Annotated in this window: 12 protein-coding genes and 1 pseudogene; 10 read left to right on the forward strand and 3 right to left on the reverse strand. The window is 75.0% G+C overall.

Going from position 1 to position 18,580, the window contains the following annotated elements; genetic code table 11:
- Positions 1 to 13 precede the first annotated feature (13 nt).
- Together ACIQI7_RS05255 and ACIQI7_RS05260 are read left to right on the forward strand one after the other, a co-directional pair.
- Positions 14 to 1,169, forward strand: a pseudogene (locus ACIQI7_RS05255) (permease).
- Between the two features lie 386 nt (positions 1,170 to 1,555).
- Entirely contained in the window at positions 1,556 to 1,744 is a 189-nt protein-coding gene (locus ACIQI7_RS05260; RefSeq protein WP_401105307.1) for a hypothetical protein, read from the forward strand.
- A gap of 239 nt (positions 1,745 to 1,983) precedes the next feature.
- Here the strand turns inward: ACIQI7_RS05260 and ACIQI7_RS05265 are convergent, their stop codons facing one another.
- Both ACIQI7_RS05265 and ACIQI7_RS05270 read right to left on the reverse strand, forming a co-directional pair.
- Positions 1,984 to 2,928 (reverse strand): hypothetical protein, encoded by a 945-nt coding sequence (locus ACIQI7_RS05265; RefSeq protein WP_401105309.1) that lies wholly within the window; start codon positions 2,926 to 2,928, stop codon positions 1,984 to 1,986.
- Between the two features lie 50 nt (positions 2,929 to 2,978).
- Positions 2,979 to 3,260 carry a metal-sensitive transcriptional regulator gene (locus ACIQI7_RS05270; protein ID WP_401105311.1) on the reverse strand — a complete coding sequence of 94 codons (282 nt, stop codon included), beginning with the start codon at positions 3,258 to 3,260 and terminating at the stop codon, positions 2,979 to 2,981.
- Between the two features lie 262 nt (positions 3,261 to 3,522).
- Between ACIQI7_RS05270 and ACIQI7_RS05275 the strand changes: the two genes are divergently transcribed.
- The gene (locus ACIQI7_RS05275) at positions 3,523 to 5,763 is read left to right on the forward strand and encodes a heavy metal translocating P-type ATPase (RefSeq protein ID WP_401105313.1); all 2,241 of its coding nucleotides are present in this window, start codon (positions 3,523 to 3,525) and stop codon (positions 5,761 to 5,763) included.
- 196 nt (positions 5,764 to 5,959) lie between these two features.
- Here ACIQI7_RS05275 and ACIQI7_RS05280 read toward each other — a convergent pair whose 3' ends face one another.
- The gene (locus tag ACIQI7_RS05280) at positions 5,960 to 7,747 is read right to left on the reverse strand and encodes a hypothetical protein (protein ID WP_401105314.1); all 1,788 of its coding nucleotides are present in this window, start codon (positions 7,745 to 7,747) and stop codon (positions 5,960 to 5,962) included.
- A 230-nt stretch (positions 7,748 to 7,977) separates the two neighbouring features.
- On the opposite strand from ACIQI7_RS05280, the gene ACIQI7_RS05285 reads away from it, so the two are divergent.
- From ACIQI7_RS05285 to ACIQI7_RS05315, 7 genes are all read left to right on the forward strand, one after another.
- Positions 7,978 to 12,066, forward strand: a complete 4,089-nt coding sequence (locus tag ACIQI7_RS05285; protein WP_401105316.1) for a hypothetical protein — start codon at positions 7,978 to 7,980, stop codon at positions 12,064 to 12,066.
- Positions 12,067 to 12,227: 161 nt separating this feature from the next.
- Positions 12,228 to 12,650, forward strand: a complete 423-nt coding sequence (locus ACIQI7_RS05290) for a hypothetical protein (protein WP_401105317.1) — start codon at positions 12,228 to 12,230, stop codon at positions 12,648 to 12,650.
- Positions 12,647 to 13,480 (forward strand): nucleotide exchange factor GrpE, encoded by an 834-nt coding sequence (locus ACIQI7_RS05295; RefSeq protein WP_401105319.1) that lies wholly within the window; start codon positions 12,647 to 12,649, stop codon positions 13,478 to 13,480. The genes ACIQI7_RS05290 and ACIQI7_RS05295 overlap by 4 nt, the downstream gene beginning before the upstream one ends.
- Positions 13,481 to 13,511: 31 nt before the next feature.
- Positions 13,512 to 16,079 (forward strand): Hsp70 family protein, encoded by a 2,568-nt coding sequence (locus tag ACIQI7_RS05300; RefSeq protein WP_401105320.1) that lies wholly within the window; start codon positions 13,512 to 13,514, stop codon positions 16,077 to 16,079.
- Complete coding sequence (locus tag ACIQI7_RS05305; protein WP_401105322.1) at positions 16,076 to 16,453, forward strand: hypothetical protein; 378 nt, start codon at positions 16,076 to 16,078, stop codon at positions 16,451 to 16,453. The genes ACIQI7_RS05300 and ACIQI7_RS05305 overlap by 4 nt, the downstream gene beginning before the upstream one ends.
- A 98-nt stretch (positions 16,454 to 16,551) precedes the next feature.
- Positions 16,552 to 16,791, forward strand: coding sequence for a chaplin (locus ACIQI7_RS05310; protein ID WP_401105324.1), 240 nt, complete (start codon positions 16,552 to 16,554; stop codon positions 16,789 to 16,791).
- A 140-nt stretch (positions 16,792 to 16,931) separates the two neighbouring features.
- Positions 16,932 to 18,563, forward strand: coding sequence for an AMP-binding protein (locus tag ACIQI7_RS05315; RefSeq protein ID WP_401105326.1), 1,632 nt, complete (start codon positions 16,932 to 16,934; stop codon positions 18,561 to 18,563).
- The last annotated feature ends 17 nt before the right edge of the window (positions 18,564 to 18,580 follow it).

Consider the following 18,580-nt stretch of genomic DNA (forward strand, 5'->3'; position numbering starts at 1 on the left):
ATCGTCGGCCGCCATGCACGCGATCCCGCACGCGCTCCCCATCGCCGGATCGATGACCTGGGAGATCACCTGGGCGCTGGTCCTCGGTTTCCTGCTCTCCGCCGTCGTCCAGGCCGTCGTCCCCAGGGCGGCGGTCGTCCGGCTGCTCGGCGACGACCGCCCGCGCACCCTCGCCGTCGCGGCCGGGCTCGGCGCGGCCTCCTCCTCCTGCTCGTACGCGGCCGTCGCGCCGGCCCGCGCGCTGTTCCGCAAGGGGGTGGACTTCACGGCGGCGATGGCCTTCGAGGTCGCCACGACCAACCTGGTGGTCGAACTCGGCGTCATCCTGGCTCGGTTGCCGGGTCGGCAGTTCACCGCCGCGGAGTTCGTCGGCGGCCCGGTGATGATTCTGCTGCTCGCCGTGCTGTTCCGCCTGCTGCTGCGCGAGCCGCTGCTGCGGGAGGCCCGCGACCAGGCGGAGCACGGCCGGGCGGGTTCGATGGAGGGGCGCGCGGCGATGGACATGTCGGTGGCGGGCGAGGGCTCCTTCGCCCGCCGGCTGCTGTCCCGGCCGGGCGTCACCGCGGTACCGCACGCGTTCGTGATGGAGTGGGCCGCGATCCTGCGCGACCTGGTCGTCGGTCTGCTGATCGCCGGCGCGATCGCCGCCTGGGTGCCCGACACCTTCTGGCGGGCCTTCTTCGTCGTCGACCACCCACCGGCCGCCGAACTCTGGAGCCCCTGGTCGGCCCGCTGGTCGCGATCGCGTCCTTCGTCCGCTCGATCGGCAACGTGCCGCTGGCGGTGGTGCCCTGGAGGGGCGGCATCAGCTTCGGCGGCGTGGTCGCGTTCATCTTCGCGGACCTGCTGATCCTGCCGATCCTCACCATCTGCCGGAAGTGCTACGGCGGCGGATGGCCCTCTTCCTCCTCGGCGCCTTCTACCCGGCGATGGCCCTGGCCGGCTACGTCGTGGAGCTCCTCTTCGGCTGGGCCGGCCTCGTCCCCGACCAGCGGGACGCCGAGATCCCGATGTCAGGCGTCACGTGGAACTACACCACCTGGCTCAACATCGCCTTCCTCCTCCTCGCCGCACTCCTGGTGGCCCGCTTCCTCCGCACCGGCGGCGCCCCCGTGCTCCGCATGATGGGCGGCAGCCCCGACAGCGCGGACCACGACCACCCTCACTGAGATCCACCACGGTTCAAGTACGCTCCGCAACCGTGGACTTCACGTGTGTGCTGCGCGAGAAGTCGGCCAGGCCGACTTCTCGCGCAGCGATGGTGGCGGCCTGCCGCTGACAGTGGTCGTCCGGCGGCTGAAGGATCCAGGCACGGGGATGGAACAGGCCGTCGAGTGGTTCTTCGCCGTGCTGCTCGGCGGGCTGTCCGCCGCGTACGCCAGTGCGGCCCGGGCCTCGGTGCGGCTGAGGGTGCGGGGGTGGTGGGCCGACGGGGAGATCGTCCGGGTGCGGGAGGCCGAGTACTCCGACGGCGATTCCCGTTTCTATCCCGTGGTCGCGTGCACCCCGCGCGGTGGTGAGCGCTTGGAGGCCGAGTCCCCCGTGGACAAGCCCCGTGCCGAGCGCACGTCCAGCGCACCCCCGGAGTGCTGCGCGAGGCGACTGCCTCGCCGACCGCTTCGGCGAGGCCGCGGCCGCTCGAATCGCCCATCAGCTGGTCGAGTTCGGCGCGGTGCGCGCGATGGCCTACGTCGGCATCGAGTCCAACCACCCCGTCCACCTGCGCGTGACCGGTCCCGCGTGATCGGGCGACTCGCCCGGGCCCGCATCGAGACGCGGTGGTGCCTCAGTGCCCAGTTCTCCCGCCCGGTCCGCGCGGTCAGCCCCCGCCGCCGGCCGCCCACGCCGAGATGCGCCTCCGGAGGGCCACCCTGGGTAACGCCGAAGCCCTGCTCCGCTCGGTGCTCCGGCAGGTCGGGTGAACGGCGAAGGTGCCGGGCGATCCGTCAGGGATCGCCCGGCACCTTCGTGTTGCGGCAGCGGTCAGTGCTGGTGGCCGCCCGCCTCGCCGGTCGGGTGGGCGGTGGGAGCGGCGGCCGGGGTCGCGGGGGCGGTGGTGCCGTCGGTGGTCAGGGTGAAGGCCGCCGTGCGGACGGTGTCCCCGTGCTTGAAGTCCAGGAAGAGCCGGTAGGCGCCGTTGCTCGGGGCGGTGGTGGTGAAGGCGATCTCCGGGCCCGGGACGGTGGTGTCCGGGTGGACGTGCAGGTAGGCGAGGTCGCCGGCGCGCAGCGCGACGAGGTGGCCGTACGCGCCGAGGTACGGCTGGAGGTCGGTGACCGGCTTGCCGTCCTTGCTGACGCTCAGGGTGAGCCGGCCGCTGCGCCCGGGGGTGAGGTCGCCGCCCAGGGTGACGGTGTAGCCGTCGACGGTGACGGTCCGTCCGGTCTCCGGCAGCGGGGAGGGGCGCAGGTCGCCCGCGGCGTGGAGGTCGGCGCCGAGGGTGAGGCCCTCGCTCTGGCCGGCCGGGGTGAAGTCCGCGAAGACCCGGTACTCCCCGGCGGCGGGGACGGCGGTGGGGGCGCTCCAGGTGCCGTCGGCGGCCAGCGTCGGGTGCAGGTGCTGGAAGGTCGACAGGTCGCGCGGGGCGACGATCAGGTGCAGGTCCTTCTCGTGCTGCTGCTGGTAGGCGGTGACGGGCTTGCCGTCCGTACCGAGGATGCGGAAGCGCAGGTCGGTGGGGGAGCCGGCGGTCACGAACGGGGTGTCGACGCTGAGCGTGTAGCCGCGTTCCGAGATCTGGAGCCCGCCGGGCAGGTGCTCGCCGGGGACGCCGGGGCTGGCGGGGCCGCCGGCGGCCGCGGCGTGGCCCGCGTGCGCGGCGGGCTCCGGGGAGGGGCCGCCGCCGGTGGCGTGGCCGACGCCGAGGGCGAGGCCGAAGGCGGCGGCGAGTCCGGCGGTGAAGGCGGTGATGCGCAGGGCGGTGTTCATGGCGGAGTCCCCTCGGTAGGACGTGACGTACGAAAGTGGTGGGGCGGTGCTCAGGCCCGCATGAGCCGGGCGATGGCCTGGGAGGCCTCGGCGACCTTGGCGTCGGCCTCGGCGCCGCCGCCCGCGATCGCGTCGTGGACGCAGTGGGCGAGGTGGGAGTCGAGCAGCTGCAGGGCGACGGACTGGAGGGCCTTGGTGGCGGCCGAGACCTGGGTCAGCGTGTCGATGCAGTAGGTGTCGGTGTCGACCATGCGCTGGAGACCGCGGATCTGGCCCTCGACGCGGCGCAGTCGGCGCAGGAGCTGGTCCTTGTCGGTGCGGTAGCCGGCCATGGGGCCCTCCTCGGGATTCCGGCGTGCGGCCTGGGGACGGGCGCGTCCCGTGGCTCGATACCCTTGAGTGAATACCCCGTGGGGGTATCAAGTCAAGCGGATCGCCGCCCCGGGAAAAATACCGGCCGGGGGTATCCCTCAGGGCTTGCGGAACATACCCCTCGGGGGTATAAATGAACCCGGCACCGCCCGATACCCCTCCGCGGTATGAAGGCCCGGCCGCCGAACGTACCGCACGATGACGACGTCACGAGGAGCGACGATGACTACGCAGGCACCCGCCTCAGCGGAGGTGGAACTCTCGATCGGCGGCATGACGTGCGCCTCCTGCGCGGCCCGGATCGAGAAGAAGCTCAACCGGATGGACGGGGTCACGGCCAGCGTCAACTACGCCACCGAGAAGGCGAAGGTCTCCTTCGAGGGCGGTGTCGAGATCGCCGACCTGATCGCCACCGTCGAGGCCACCGGCTACACCGCCGCGCTGCCCAAGCCGCCGGTCACCGACCAGAGCGCCGAGCCGGCCGAGCCGGCCGACGAACTGGCCCCGCTGCGCCAGCGGCTGTTCACCGCGGTGGGGCTCGCGCTGCCGGTGATCGCGATGGCGATGGTGCCGGCCCTCCAGTTCGACAACTGGCAGTGGCTCTCGCTGACCCTCGCCGCGCCGGTCGTCACCTACGCCGCCTGGCCGTTCCACCGTGCGGCGTTCACCAACGCCCGGCACGGCGCCGCGACCATGGACACCCTGGTGTCGCTCGGCACCGCCGCCGCGTTCCTCTGGTCGCTGTGGGCGCTGTTCTTCGGCGACGCCGGGATGCCGGGCATGCGGCACGGCTTCGAGTTCACCATCGCCCGCACCGACGGCTCGTCCAACATCTACCTGGAGGCGGCGGCCGGCGTCACCGCCTTCATCCTGGCCGGCCGCTACTTCGAGGCGCGCTCCAAGCGCACCGCCGGGGCCGCGCTCAAGGCACTGCTGGAACTGGGCGCCAAGGACGTGACGGTGCTGCGCGGCGGCGCCGAGGTGCGCATCCCGATCGCGGACCTCGCCGTGGGCGACCGCTTCGTGGTCCGGCCGGGCGAGAAGATCGCCACCGACGGCGTGGTGGTCGAGGGCGCCTCCGCCGTGGACGCCTCGATGCTGACCGGTGAGTCCGTTCCGGTCGAGGTCGGGGTCGGGGACGGCGTCACCGGCGCCACCGTCAACGCGGGCGGACGCCTGGTGGTCGAGGCCACCCGGGTCGGCGCGGACACCCAGCTGTCCCGGATGGCCAAGCTGGTCGAGGACGCGCAGAACGGCAAGGCCGCCGCGCAGCGCCTCGCGGACCGGATCTCCGCGGTCTTCGTGCCGATCGTGATCACCCTCGCGGTGGCCACCCTCGGCTACTGGCTGGGCACCGGCGAGGGCTGGACCGCCGCCTTCACCGCAGCGGTGGCCGTGCTGATCATCGCCTGCCCGTGCGCCCTCGGCCTGGCCACCCCGACCGCCCTGCTGGTCGGCACCGGCCGCGGCGCCCAGCTGGGCGTCCTGATCAAGGGCCCGGAGGTCCTGGAGTCCACCCGCAAGGTCGACACCATCGTGCTGGACAAGACCGGCACCGTCACCACCGGCCAGATGACCCTGCTCGCGGTGCACACCGCCGAGGGCGTGGCCGAGGCCGAGGTGCTGCGCCTGGCCGGCGCCCTGGAGCACGCCTCCGAGCACCCGATCGCCCGGGCGATCGCCACCGCCGCCGCCAAGGCCGGCGAACTGCCCGCCGTCGAGGGCTTCGAGAACGTCCCGGGCCTCGGTGTGCAGGGCGTGGTGGACGGCCACGCCGTGGTGGCCGGCCGGGAGGCCCTGCTGAACGAGTGGTCGCAGCGGCTGCCCGAGGCGCTGGCCGAGGCCAAGCGCACCGCCGAGGCGGCCGGCCGGACCGCGATCGCGGTCGGCTGGGACGGCGAGGCCCGGGCCGTGCTGGAGGTCGCCGACGCCGTCAAGCCGACCAGCGCCGAGGCGATCGGCAAGCTGCGCGCCCTGGGCCTGACCCCGGTGCTGCTGACCGGCGACAACCGGCTGGTCGCCGAGGCCGTGGCGGCCGAAGTCGGCATCAGGCCGGAGCACGTGATCGCCGAGGTCATGCCGCAGGACAAGGTCGATACCGTCAAGCGGCTGCAGGCCGAGGGCAAGGTCGTGGCGATGGTCGGCGACGGCGTCAACGACGCGGCCGCGCTCGCCCAGGCCGACCTGGGCCTGGCGATGGGCACCGGCACCGACGCCGCGATCGAGGCCGGCGACCTCACCCTGGTGCGCGGCGACCTGCTGGCCGCGGCGGACGCCATCCGGCTCTCCCGCAGGACCCTGAGCACCATCAAGAGCAACCTGTTCTGGGCCTTCGGCTACAACGTCGCCGCCCTGCCGCTGGCCGCGGCCGGCCTGCTCAACCCGATGATCGCGGGGGCCGCGATGGCCTTCTCCTCGGTCTTCGTGGTCGGCAACAGCCTGCGGCTGCGCCGCTTCCGCTGAGCGGCCGGCAGCGAGGGCGCCGAACAGCCGAGCAGCTGCGTGACCGCGTGACCGAGAACCGGAGAACCGGTGGACGCGAACCCGAGCCACTCCCCACCGCCGGGCCGAGGCCCCGGAACCCCCGTCAGGGTTCCGGGGCCTCGGTATGTCCGGCATGTCCGTGCCCGCGGCGCCCGCCCCCGCGGCGTCCGCGGATTCACCCCTCCGGCAGCTCCACCGCCTGCCAGCGGTACGCCGCGTCCTCCTGCCACACCTGCAACTCGCCCTCCACCACCGCCGCCAGGCACAGCCGCCAGTCGTCGCCCATGGCCAGCGCGACCCGGGTGGCCGGGCGCAGCGTCGGCCGCCACCAGCGCGGCCGCCGGGAGGCGCCGCCGGCCGGCAGCCGCAGCCGTACGCCGCCCGCGCCGGCCAGCGCGAGGGTCGGGCCGCCGCGGTGGCCGACCATGGCGAGGCCGAGCGAGGGCTCGCCGTCGCTGATCTCGGTCCCCGCCCCGGCCGCGCCGAGGGTGTGCAGCTGGACCGAGCCGTCCGGCCGCAGCGTGGCGGCCTGCGTCCCGGCGGAGGTGCGGGCCAGCGCTCCGGCGCGCAGCGGGCCGGGCGGGCCCACCGGGAGGGGCCGTCCGGCGGCTCCGGGCCGCCAGCTCAGCACCCGCTCGCGGTGCTCGACCAGCAGCAGCCAGGCGCCGGGCCGTTCCTCCTCGGCGGCGAGCACCCGGTCGGCCGGGCAGCCGGGGTGCTCCTGGCCGGTGAGGGTGCGGCCGGGCGCCCAGCGGTAGGAGCGCAGCGCGCCGCCGGCCGCCGTCCAGACGGTCATCTCCCCGGCCGAACCGGCCGCGCCCGCCAGGCCGTTGACCCCGCGTGCCGCCTCCCACCAGCCGCCCGCCGTACCGACCCACAGGGTGCCGCCGCGGTCCTCGGCGCAGACCACCAGCTCGCCCTGGGGCCCGGCCCAGCCGGCCGTCAACTCGCGGACGGCGGAAGGGCCCTGGCCGGTCGGGAGCCGTCGTCCGAGGTGGCCGGGACCGGCCAGCGCGGTGCCGTCGGCGCCGCCGGTGACCACCAGCGGCCGCCCGGTCGGGTCGGGCAGCACGGCCAGGCCCGCGGTCCGGGCCACCGGCCGGTGGGCGCGCAGCAGTTCACGTCCCCGGGCGGCCCACGGCCCGAGCGGGGAGGGGCGGCGGTCCGGCTCGCGGGCCAGCGGCTCGCAGGCCCAGCGCGCCAACTCCTCGCTGTAGCCCGCCGCCAGCAGCTCGGCGCGGGCCTGCTCGGCGGCCAGCCGGTGGTCCAGCCGGCCGTGGTCGGGCAGCAGCAGGATGCGGGCGAGGGTGCCGACCGCGAACAGGTCCTTGGCGGTGGTCGGGAAACCGCCCACCTGCTCGGCCTCCGGCGGGACGTGCCCGGGGGTGAACACCGCGACGGTCAGGGTGTGGTCCAGCGGGGCGAGGAAGGTCAGGTCGATCAGCTTGACCTGCCCCTGGCCGTCCACCAGGACGTTGGCGGGGGAGATGTCGCGGTGCACCCAGCGCTTGCGGTGCAGTTCGTCGACGATCCGGCAGAGCCGGCTCAGCACCTCGGCCACCGCCGGCGGGCCGCCGCGCTGGCCGCGCGCCCAGGTGTGCAGCGGCGCGCCCTCGACCCAGGGCGAGATCTGGTAGCCGAGCAGCGCGCCACCGGGCGGGGTGCCGGGCCGGTGCGGGGAGGGGCCGAGCAGGAAGCTGGGCACCACCAGGTCGGTGACGCCCAGCCGGTGCGCGTTGTGCGAGACGTCGTCCCAGCGGCCGAGCCAGCGTCGCACCTCGGCCGGGTCGCGCTCCAGCATGATCTTCGCGGCGACCAGCTCCTTGCGCCCGTTGTGCCCGGTGCGCACCGCCCGCCACACCTCGGCCTCGCCGCCCCGGTGGTGGAACTCCAGGAGCTCGTACTGCTCGGGGTCGAACTCCGGCCCGAACCGGAGGCCGGGCACCCAACGCGACTCGGACACACGACCCCCGACGCTTCTGACCGCTGGTGACGCGCCGTCCGCGCGCCGCTGCTGTGCTGTCGTCCTGCTGTTGATGTGATGCCCAGGATAGTGCTCTCTCCTGTTCGTCCGTCCGACCGAGGGCCTATTCTGATGGCGCTCGAGCAACATCACGACATGACGTCAACTCATGATCGCTCCACGCCAGTTGATCATGAGATGGGTGGTGTCCGAACTCAGGGGGACGGTGCATGGCGCTGATAGCGGTGCTGCTGGTCGTGATGGCGCTGGCCGGTGCGGCCGCCGTCGTCCTGGTCCGCCGGCGGGCGTTGGACGCTGCGGCGGTGGCGAAGGCCCTGGCGGCGGCCGCCGAACGGCTCGCCGCCGGGCAGGCCGCCCAGGCCCGCCGCCGCTACGCCCGGCTGGCCCGCCGGCTCGCCGACGCCCCCGAGGAACTGCACCCGCAGCGCGGCCTCGCACTGCTCGGCCAGGCCGAGGCCACCATCCCCACCGGCGACCAGCAGGCCACCCTCGCCCTGCACCGCGAGGCCTACCCGCTGCTCGCCGACCCGGCCCGGCAGCTGCCCCGGTGGAGCCTGCGCCGTCTCGCCGAGGAGCGGATGCGGGCCGCCGACGGCGACCTCGGCCCGCTGTTCGCCTTCCTCCAGGCCACCGCCGCCGGTGCCGAACCCGGCGAGGAGGCCGAGGCCGCCGCCCGTACCGTCGACTGGCTGCAGCGCCGCTGCCGCGACGGCGCCCCCGACCAGCGCGAGGACGTCACCGCTCGCGCCCTCGCCGCCCTGCCCGGCCGGGACTGGCCGGTGCTCGCCCGGGCCGCCCTGCTCAACACCACCGACCGGGCCACCGAGGCCGAGGCCCTGCTCGCCGCCGCGGCCCCCGCCGGAAGCGGAGAACTCTGGTTCCGCTGGGGCGCCCAGCTCTACACCCTGCACCGCGACGAACCCGCCGTCACCGCCTTCGACGAGGCACTGCGCCGCGGCCCCGGCGAGCCCTCCCCGTGGGGGCGCGGCCCGGCCCTGCGCACCGACGGCCTGCTCTTCCGCGGCCTGGCCCGCCAGCGCCTGGGCGCCACCGAGGAGGCCTGGGCCGACCTCGCGGCCGCCACCGGCGAGAGCCCGACCGACCCCCGCCCCCGCTACGCCCTCGGTCGGCTCGCCCTGCTGCTCGGCGCCGACGAGCAGGCCCGGGAGCAGTTCGCCGCCGCCCTGACCGTCCGACCCGACTTCGCCCCGGCCCGGTTCGGCCTCGCCCTGGTCCACGAACGGGCCGAGCGCTTCGCCGAGGCCGCCGCCGACTACCGGGCCGGCCTCGGCGGGGCCCCCGACTGGCGCCCCGCCAGGGTCCGGCTCGGCGCCGCCCTGCTCGCCGCCGGACAGGCCGAGGAGGCCGAACCGGTCCTGCGCGCCGAGGCCGACACCGAACCGGGCACCCGCTGGACCACCATCGCCGCCTTCCACCACGGCCTCGCCCTCGCCCGCACCGACGACCCGGCCGGCGCCCTCGCCCGCTGGGAGGCGCTGGACGACGAGGACCTGAACCCCCGCCGGGCCCTGGCCCGCGACCGGCTCGCCCGCACCCGGCTGGCCGCCGACCCGACGGCCGCCCGCGAACTCTGGCAGCGGGCCGCCGCCGAGCACCCGGCCGCCCCCGGCTACCGCGCCGCGCTGCGCGAGGCCGCCCTGCGCGAGGCCGCCCACCTGCTGGTCACCGGCCGCGACCACGCCGAGCCGCGCCGCCGCGCCGCCGCCGCGCTCGCGCTCGCCGACACCCTGCCCGGCGCCCTCACCCACCGCCAGGCCCGGCTACGCGCCGCCCTCGCCCTGACCGAGGGCGACCCGGAACCGGTCGCCGCCCTGCTCGACGCCGGCAGCGGCCTGCGCGACCGCTACCACCTGGCCGCCGTCGCCCTGCTGGCGGGCCGTCCGGCCCGGACGATCGCCCTGCTCGGCCCGCCCGACCCGGCCGGCGACCCGGCGACCGCCCGGCTGCGCGCCCTGCTCGCCGAACGGGCCGGCAACTGGGCCGCCGCCCTGGACTGGTACCGGCACTTCCTGGCCTCCGGTATGGCGCAGAGCCCGGCGCCGACCGGCGACTGCGCGCTCTGCGACCGCCCCGCCGCCGCCACCTGCGGCGGCTGCGGCCGCGAGGCCTGCGCCGAGCACCAGCACGCCCCCGGGGCCGCCGCCCCGCCCCGCTGCGTCCACTGCGCCGCCCCCGCGTTGCGCGCCGTCCTCGACTGCGCCCGCCGGGCCGGCACCCCCGAGGAAGCCGAACCCGTGCTCGCCCGCTGGGCCGAGGCGTTCGGCGACGGCGCCGCCGGCACGCCCGTCCGCACCGACCTCGCCCTGTTGCGCGCCGAACTCGGCCGACCGGACGAGGCCCTGGCCGGTCTGCCCGAGGACGCCGGGGAGGCCCGCGCCGCCGTGCTGGTCCGCCGGGCCGGTGCCGCCCTCGCCGCCGACCGGCCCGGCCGGGCCGCCGTCGACCTGCGCGAGGCGCTCCGGCTGGCCCCCGGCCAGGAGCGGGCGGCCGGCGCGCTCGTCCTGCTCGCCGAGCACGAGGCCCACCAGGCCGCCCTCGACGGCCGCCACCGGGAGGCCTGGGAGGGCTACCGCGCGCTGCTGCTCGACGACCCGGCCCACCCCCGGCTGCTGCACGCGCTCGGCCTGGCCGGCTACCGGCTCGCGGCCGGCGCCGACACCTGTGACGAGGAGGTCTGGGACTGGACGCTCGGCTGCCTGGTCGCCGCCCTGCACCAGCCCGACCTGTGGGCCGAGTCCGCCCGGATCACCGGCCGCACCGCCGAACCCCAGCGGCTGGCCGCCGCCCGTACCGGGCTGCTCGACCGCCTCCGCGACGACCTGCGCGCCCTGGACCGGGCCGCCGGGCTCAGCGGGGACGAGGTCACCGCCTGGACGCTGCGCCTCGGCATGGAGACCCACTGCGCGGACGCCTTCGCCCAGGAGGACGTCCGGATCACCCTGCCCGGCCGCCCGGCCCGCCGCCTCGCGCTCGGCCCCGCCCTCGACCGGCTGCTCCGCGCCGGGACCGGACCGGCCGGCTGGGCGGAGGCCTTCGAGCAGGCCGTCCGGCCCTGGCGGCGGCCCGTCGGCCCCGGCGCGCCCGCGCCCGTCCGGGCCCTCGGCCTGTTCGGGGAGCTCGGGCCGCAGCGCTACCTCCAGCTCCAGGGCCGGCAGGCCGCCGCCGTCGCCGCGCTGGACGCGGTGCCCGAGCAGCGGCGCGGCGAGGACTGGCAGGCGCTGCTCGGCGAGTCCCTGGTCAGCCAGGCCCGCGAGCACCACCGCAACCAGGACTGGCGCGAGGCCCTGGAGAGCCTCACCCGCGCCCGCTCCGTCCCCGGCGCCCGGCTGCCCGCCGACGCCGCCGCGATCGCCGCCGAGTCCGGCGTCCGGGCCGCCCGCGCCCTGCTCAAGAACAGCCTGGACGACCAGGCCGGCGCCGCCGAACTCCTGGAGAAGGCACTGGCGTTGGCGCCCGACGACCCGGAGGTGCGGGGCGACCTCGGCGCCACCTACGCCCAGTGGGCACGCAAGATCAACAATGAGGACAAGGACTACCCCCGCGCCCTCGCCCTGCTGGAGAAGAGCATGGAGCTGGCCCCGGGCGACCCGACCGCCCGGCACTTCCTGGAGGCCGCCCTCGGCAACCGGGCCGGCCAGCTCAGCCGTCCCGACGCGACCGACGCGGAACTGGAGGAGGCCGCCGAGGCCTGGCGGGCGCTGATCGAACTCAACCCCGACCCGGACCACCGGCTCGGCCTCGCCTTCGTGCTGCGCCACCTCGCCCGCTCGGCCGCCTTCGCCGACGACCGCCGCCGGGCCGTCGAGCGGATGGCCGAGGCGCTGCGCGCCGACCCGGAGTGGGAAGGCGCGGTCGACCAGGAGGCCCCGCGCCGGGTCTCGGTGATGCTCGCCAACCACGTGGTGGACGCCATGCAGGACCAGCCGTTCACCGCCCAGGCGGCGATGCTCCAGAAGGCCAGGTCCTACGACGACTCGGCCGACATCCGCCGGCTGATGGTCAGCGTCTGGCGCGGCGAGGCGATCGGCCACTACGAGGCCCGCCGCTACCCCGAGGCGGTCCGGCTGCTGGAGGAGGCCCTCGGCCTGTCCCGCAGCCCGGAGGACACCGGCAAGCTGCACCGCGAACTCGGCATCGTCTACGGCTCGTACGCCGTCCAGCGGGCCAACGCCCGGCAGCTGCGCGAGGCCCGCGACCTGGCCCGCAAGGCCGTCGAGCACAGCCCGGACGACGTCGAGCTGCGGACCATGCAGAGGCGGATCAACTCGCTCTACTGACGGCAACCGCACGGCAGTCGGCGTCGTCCTAGACCGTACGCCGCGGTCGCGCCGCCACCCGAGTCATCAGAGCCACCCGAGTCATCAGAGCCGCCAGAGCCACCCGAGCAGTCCGAGCCACCCGAGCAGTCCCGCCACCGTGAGGAGAGAGACCGCCCGCCATGCCACTGCACGAACCGTCGCCGTACGAGGTCCTGGGCATCCCGCTCACGGCCGGCGTGCGCGAGATCAACCTCGCCGTCGGACCGGCGATGCGGGCCGGCCGGTACAGCCGCCAGCAGATCCAGGAGGCCGCCGCGCTGCTGCGCAACCCGGACCGGCGCCTGGAGGCGGACCTCCAGCAGCCCCTCCCGCCGGAGCCGGTCGACCAGGCCGCCGAGCTGCTCGCCCCGGCCCTCGCCGAACCGCTGCTGGTGATCGAGCGCCCGCCGCTGCCGCCCACCGCCCTGGCCGTCCTCCACCGGGCCGAGCTGGCCGCCGACTTCGCCGAGCCCGCCCCCGGCGGCGCCGACCCCGAACCGCCCGTGCCCGCCCGCTACGCGGCGGACCTGTCCGTGCTGCCGCAGATCGAGGTACCCGAATGACCGACGCACCCGCCGACGCGCCCACCGGAGCACCCGCCGAGGCGCCCGGCGCCGCCCTGCCCGACGGCCACCGGCCGCTGGAGGTCCCGCCCGGCGTCGAGGAGGTCGATCTGGAGCAGGCCTTCGGCCGGCTGCTCTTCCGGGCCTCCCTGCTGGGCAGCAAGCTGACCGAGCAGAAGCAGGCCGCCCGGGCCGAACAGCGCGAACTGCTGGGCATCCTGGTCGAGGTGGACGACGCGCTCGCCGCCCTCGGCCTGGACCGCGAGCTGGTGGCGCTCGGCCGCGGCGCCGGCCTGGAGGCCACCCGGCGGCGGCTGCTCGGGCAGCTCGCCAAGGCCAAGGTGCGGCCGATGCGGCTGGAGGGCATGACGGCCGACCCGGACCTGACCGAGATCGTGGGCACCGAGGCCCGGTCCGGGGTGGCGCCGGAGACGGTGGTGCGGACGGTGGTGACCGGGTTCTTCTGGGGGGACGAGGTGCTGCGCCGGGCCCAGGTGGTGGTCGCCGCACCGGAGCCGGACCCGCAGCCGGATCCCCGGGTGCCGGCGACGGACCACGCCCTGTCGGAGCCCGCGGGCCCCGCACCGACGACGCCCGGACCCGTCGGACCCGTCGAGGCCGAGGCCGCCGGCCCCGGGACTCCGGCGGCGCCCGAGGCACCGGGGGCACCCGAGCCGCCCGGGCCCGTCGAGGACGAGCCGTCCGCCGCCGTCACCGCCGCCGTCACCGCCGTCGCCGCGCCGGTCGTCCGCGCCCAGCCCAAGGCGGTCCCGCCCCGCGCCCGGCGCCGGGGCAAGGCCGTGGCCAAGCAGGCCAAGCGCAAGAAGTAGCCAGGACCACGAGGGGCAAGAGGGGAACGACATGTACCGCACACTCGGCATCGACCTGGGCACCACCAACTCGGTGGTCGCCCACCTGCGCCGGGGCGAGCCGGAGATCATCTTCAACCGGCAGAACCAGGAGGCCACGCCCTCCGTGGTCGGCAGCGGCCGCAAGGGCGAGCTGCTGGTGGGCTCCACCGCGCGCAGCCGGATCGCCATCGACGGCGCCAACGTGATCCGCTCGGTCAAGCGCTTCATGGGCCGCAAGTTCAAGGACCCGCAGGTCCAGGCAGCCCTGAAGGAGGTGGACTACAAGGTCACCGCGGGCACCGACGGCGACGTCAACGTCTGGTTCAACGGCCGCTCGTACACCCCGATCGAGATCTCCGCGATCATCCTGCACCGCCTCAAGGAGGACGCCGAGCAGCGCTTCGGCGAGCCCTTCCCCCGGGCCGTCATCACCGTCCCCGCGTACTTCGGCGAGCGGCAGGTCGCGGCCACCCAGGAGGCGGGCCGGATGGCCGGCCTGCACGTGCTGCGGATCATCAACGAGCCGACCGCCGCGGCCCTCGCGTACGGCATCACCTCCGAGGCGGGCGACGAGGGCAGGACCGTCCTGGTCTACGACCTGGGCGGCGGCACCTTCGACATCTCGATCCTGCTGCTGGTGCCCGGCTCGGTCTCGGTGCTCGGCATCGAGGGCGACAACCTGCTCGGCGGCGACGACTTCGACCGCGGGATCACCACCGCGCTGCTGGAGGACATCCGCGAGGAGTACGGCTCGGAGTACCAGCCGGACCTGCGCGACCGTCCCAAGATCGCCGCCACCGCCGAGACCATCAAGATCGAGCTCTCCAACCAGGAGTCCTCCGAGGTCATCCTGCCGGGCCTGGGCGCCGGGCAGCTGGTGCTGGAGACGGAGTTCGAGCGGGCCCGCTTCGAGGAACTGATCGAGGGCCGGATCGAGCGCACCATCGAGCTGACCCACAAGGCCATCATGCAGGCCAACCTGACCGTCGGGGACATCGACGAGGTGGTGCTGGTCGGCGGCTCGACCGCGATCCCGCTGGTCGCCCGCCGGCTCGGCGAGGTCTTCGGCCCCCGCCGGATCCGGCGCGGCGTCAACCCGATGCAGTGCGTGGCGCTCGGCGCGGCCGTGCAGTCCGCGCTGGTCGGCGAGGTGGAGTGCCCCGAGTGCCGGGCCCCCGGCGACCTGTCCGCCTCCAACTGCGCCAACTGCGCCACCACCCTGCTCGGCGGCGCCCGGGTCTCCTGCCCGACCTGCCACATCCCGGTCGACGCCGAGGCCGCCGCCTGCCCCAAGTGCGAGCAGGCGCTGGACGGTTCGGGCGGTGGCGCGGCGATCCCGCGGCAGACCGGCACCACCGCCGTGGTGCACGGCGGCAACTGCCCGCGCTGCGGCACCCCGGCCGCCCCCGGCGTCACGGCCTGCGAACTGTGCGGCGAGCCGCTCAACTCGGCCGCCCCCGGCCACACCAAGGTGGCCACCACCGCCGCCGAGGACGTCGGTCTGCGCTGCGCCTCCTGCGGCGTGGTCAACCCGCCCGGCTGCGAGGTCTGCCCGGGCTGCGGCGAGCTGGCGCAGGTCACCAACCCGTTCGACATCACGCCGAAGAACCTCGGCATCGAGCTGAACGACGGCCGGCTCGCCGTCATCATCCCCAAGAACACCAGCTACCCGACGAGTTCGCCGGTCAGCCGGGAGTTCGTGGTCTCCGGCAGCGGCCGGCAGCGGCTGGAGGTCGCGGTCTACGAGGGCGAGCACGAGATCGCCCAGCAGAACGAGCTGATCGGCCACCTCACCCTGCGGCTGCCCGAGGGCCTGGGCGGCCGCACCCCGGTGGAGGTCTCCTTCGGCCTCGACCGGGACCGCACCATCACCCTGTCGGTGCGGATCCAGGGCGGCGCCGAGAAGACCGTCAAGCTGGAGCGGGTCACCCTCGACCCCGAGCTGAAGGTGCAGGTCGAGGAGCAGCAGCGGCAGATCGAGACCTTCACCGACCGCTGGGGCGGCGAGCTGACCGAGGCCGAGATGCGCGAGGCCCAGCGGCTGATGGACACCCTCGACGACCTGGCGGCCGGGCAGACCCGCGGCCAGTCCGTGGACGCCGCGCTGGAGCGGGCCCAGCAGCAGCTCAAGGCGCAGCGCTGGGTGCGCGGCTCCGAGGCGTACCTGAGCCTGTTCATCCACTACTGCGAGAAGCACCTCGACCCGAGCGACCTGGACCGGCTGCGGTCGGTGGCCGCCGAGCTGCGGCTGCGCCGGGAGGCCGCCGACTGGGAGGGCGCGGTGCGCGCGGCCCAGAAGGCGGACGAGCTGTGCGACGCGCTCGGGCACACCATGCGGATGCTCACCATGTGCAACGTCTACGTGACCCAGAACATGGTCTCGCCCGCGCTGGCCCAGCTGATCATGGCCGAGCTGCGCGGGCTGGACGCGGCCGTGGAGGCGCCCAACATGGCGGACGTCAACACCCACATGTCGAACCTGCTGGCCCTGTACGCGCAGGCGCAGCGGGAGCTGGGCAGCGAGCCGGCCCAGGAGTCGCTCGGCCCGGTCCGGCCGGAGGAGGCGGGGCCGCGATGAGCGCCGTGGACGACGTGGAGGCCGCGGAGGCCGTGGTGGTTTCGCAGGGCTCGCAGGCCCCGGAGGCGCCCGAGGTGCCCTGCCCGCTGTGCAGGGTGCCCGCGGACCCGGGGACCCTGCGCTGCCCGTCCTGCCGGGAGGACCTGTCCGTGCTGTTCAGGCTGCGTTACGCCGGACGGATCGACTACAACCGGGCGCTTCAGGCCCTGACGGCCGGTGACGGGGCGCTCGCGCTCGGGCTGCTGCACCGTGCGGTGGCCGCCGAGCCGGGGCTGCGTCCGGCCCGGGAGCTGCTGGAATCACTGAGCGTCGCCGGTCCGGCGGCCCCGGCGCCGGGGGGCCGGGAGGACGGTCGGGAGGGCGACACTCCCTAGGACGGGTCAATCCCGCGTGCGGTGGACCGGATCGCTTGTGATCGTAAGCGAGTGTGATCGTCACACTTCGAACCGCCCTGCTCACAAGGAGCGACGCAATGCGTATGCGTAACACCCTCGCCGCCACCGCCCTGACCGCGGCGGCGGTCCTCGCCGGAACCGGGACCGCCTTCGCCGGCAGCGCCACCGCCAACGGTGCCGCCATCGGCTCGCCCGGCATCCTGTCCGGCAACGTGATCCAGGTCCCGATCAACCTGGAGGCCAACGTCTGCGGGAACTCGATCGACATCATCGGGCTCCTCAACCCGGCGTTCGGCAACATCTGCGTCAACCAGTGACCCCGCGCGCCGGGGCCGTCCGTCGAGAGCGACGGGCGGCCCCGGCGCCGTGTCGGTACCCCCGTTCGGGGGTGGCGGTGCGGGGCGCCGGACCGCGACCATGGTCCCTGTCCCGCACCGCCGTCCCCAGGAGCCAGCCCGTGCCGACCACGCCGATCCCGCGCAGCTACGCCTCCGGCACCTCGGACGTCCCGCTGCTCGGCGACACCATCGGGGAGAACCTCGACCGCGCGGTGCGCGCCTTCCCGGACCGCGACGCCCTGGTCGACCGGGCCACCGCCCGCCGCTGGACGTACGCCGAACTCGCCGCCGACGTCGACGCGTTGGCGCTCGGCCTGCTGGAGCTCGGGATCGCCAAGGGCGACCGGGTCGGCATCTGGGCCCCCAACTGTGCGGAGTGGACGCTCACCCAGTACGCCACCGCCAAGCTCGGCGCGATCCTGGTCACGGTCAACCCGGCCTACCGCGCCCACGAGTTGGAATACGTGCTGAACCAGGCCGGGATCCGGCTGCTGGTCGCCGCCGAGCGCTTCAAGACCTCCGACTACGCCGGGATGATCGAGGAAGTCCGGCCCCGCTGCCCCGGGTTGGAGCGCGTCCTGCTGCTGGGCAGCTCCGACTGGGACGCCACGACCGCCGCCGGCAGGCGGGCCGACCCGGCCCGACTCGCCGAGCGCCAGGCCGAGTTGTCGCCCGACGACCCGATCAACATCCAGTACACCTCCGGGACGACCGGCTTCCCCAAGGGCGCGACCCTCTCGCACCACAACATCCTCAACAACGGCTACTTCGTGGGCGAGCTGCTGGACTACACCGAGCAGGACCGGATCTGCATCCCGGTGCCCTTCTACCACTGCTTCGGCATGGTGATGGGCAACCTGGCGGCCACCTCGCACGGTGCCTGCGCGGTCATCCCGGCCCCCTCCTTCGAGCCCGGCGCCACCCTGGCCGCCGTCGCCGCCGAGCGCTGCACCTCGCTGTACGGCGTACCGACCATGTTCATCGCCGAACTGGCCGACCCGGACTTCGACCGCTACGACCTCGGCAGCCTGCGCACCGGCATCATGGCCGGCTCGCCCTGCCCCAGCGAGGTGATGAAGGAGGTCATCGGGCGGATGGGCATGACGCAGGTCTCCATCTGCTACGGCATGACCGAGACCTCGCCGGTCTCCACCCAGACCCGGGTCGACGACCCGGTCGAGCGGCGGGTCGCCACGGTGGGCCGGGTCGGCCCGCACCTGGAGGTCAAGGTCGTCGACCCGGCCACCGGCCGGACCGTCCCGCGCGGCGAACCCGGCGAACTGTGCACCCGCGGCTATTCCGTGATGCTCGGCTACTGGGGCGAGCCCGAGCGCACCGCCGAGGCCGTCGACGCCGCCCGCTGGATGCACACCGGGGACCTCGCGGTGATGGACGAGGACGGCTACCTCGCCATCACCGGCCGGATCAAGGACATGGTGATCCGCGGCGGCGAGAACCTCTACCCGCGCGAGATCGAGGAGTTCCTCCACACCCACCCGGACGTCCTCGACGTCCAGGTGATCGGCGTCCCCGACGCCAGGTACGGCGAGGAGCTGATGGCCTGGATCCGGATGCGGGAGGGCGCCGAGCCGCTCACCGCCGATACCGTCCGCGCGTACTGCGCCGGCCGGCTCGCCCACTTCAAGATCCCGCGCTACGTGCACGTGGTCGAGGAGTTCCCGATGACGGTCACCGGGAAGATCCGCAAGGTCGAGATGCGGGCGCAGGCGCAGCGGATCCTGGGGCTCTGACAGCCCCTCGGGCCCTG

The organism is Kitasatospora sp. NPDC092039 (genome assembly GCF_044756065.1).
GTDB lineage: Bacteria > Actinomycetota > Actinomycetes > Streptomycetales > Streptomycetaceae > Kitasatospora.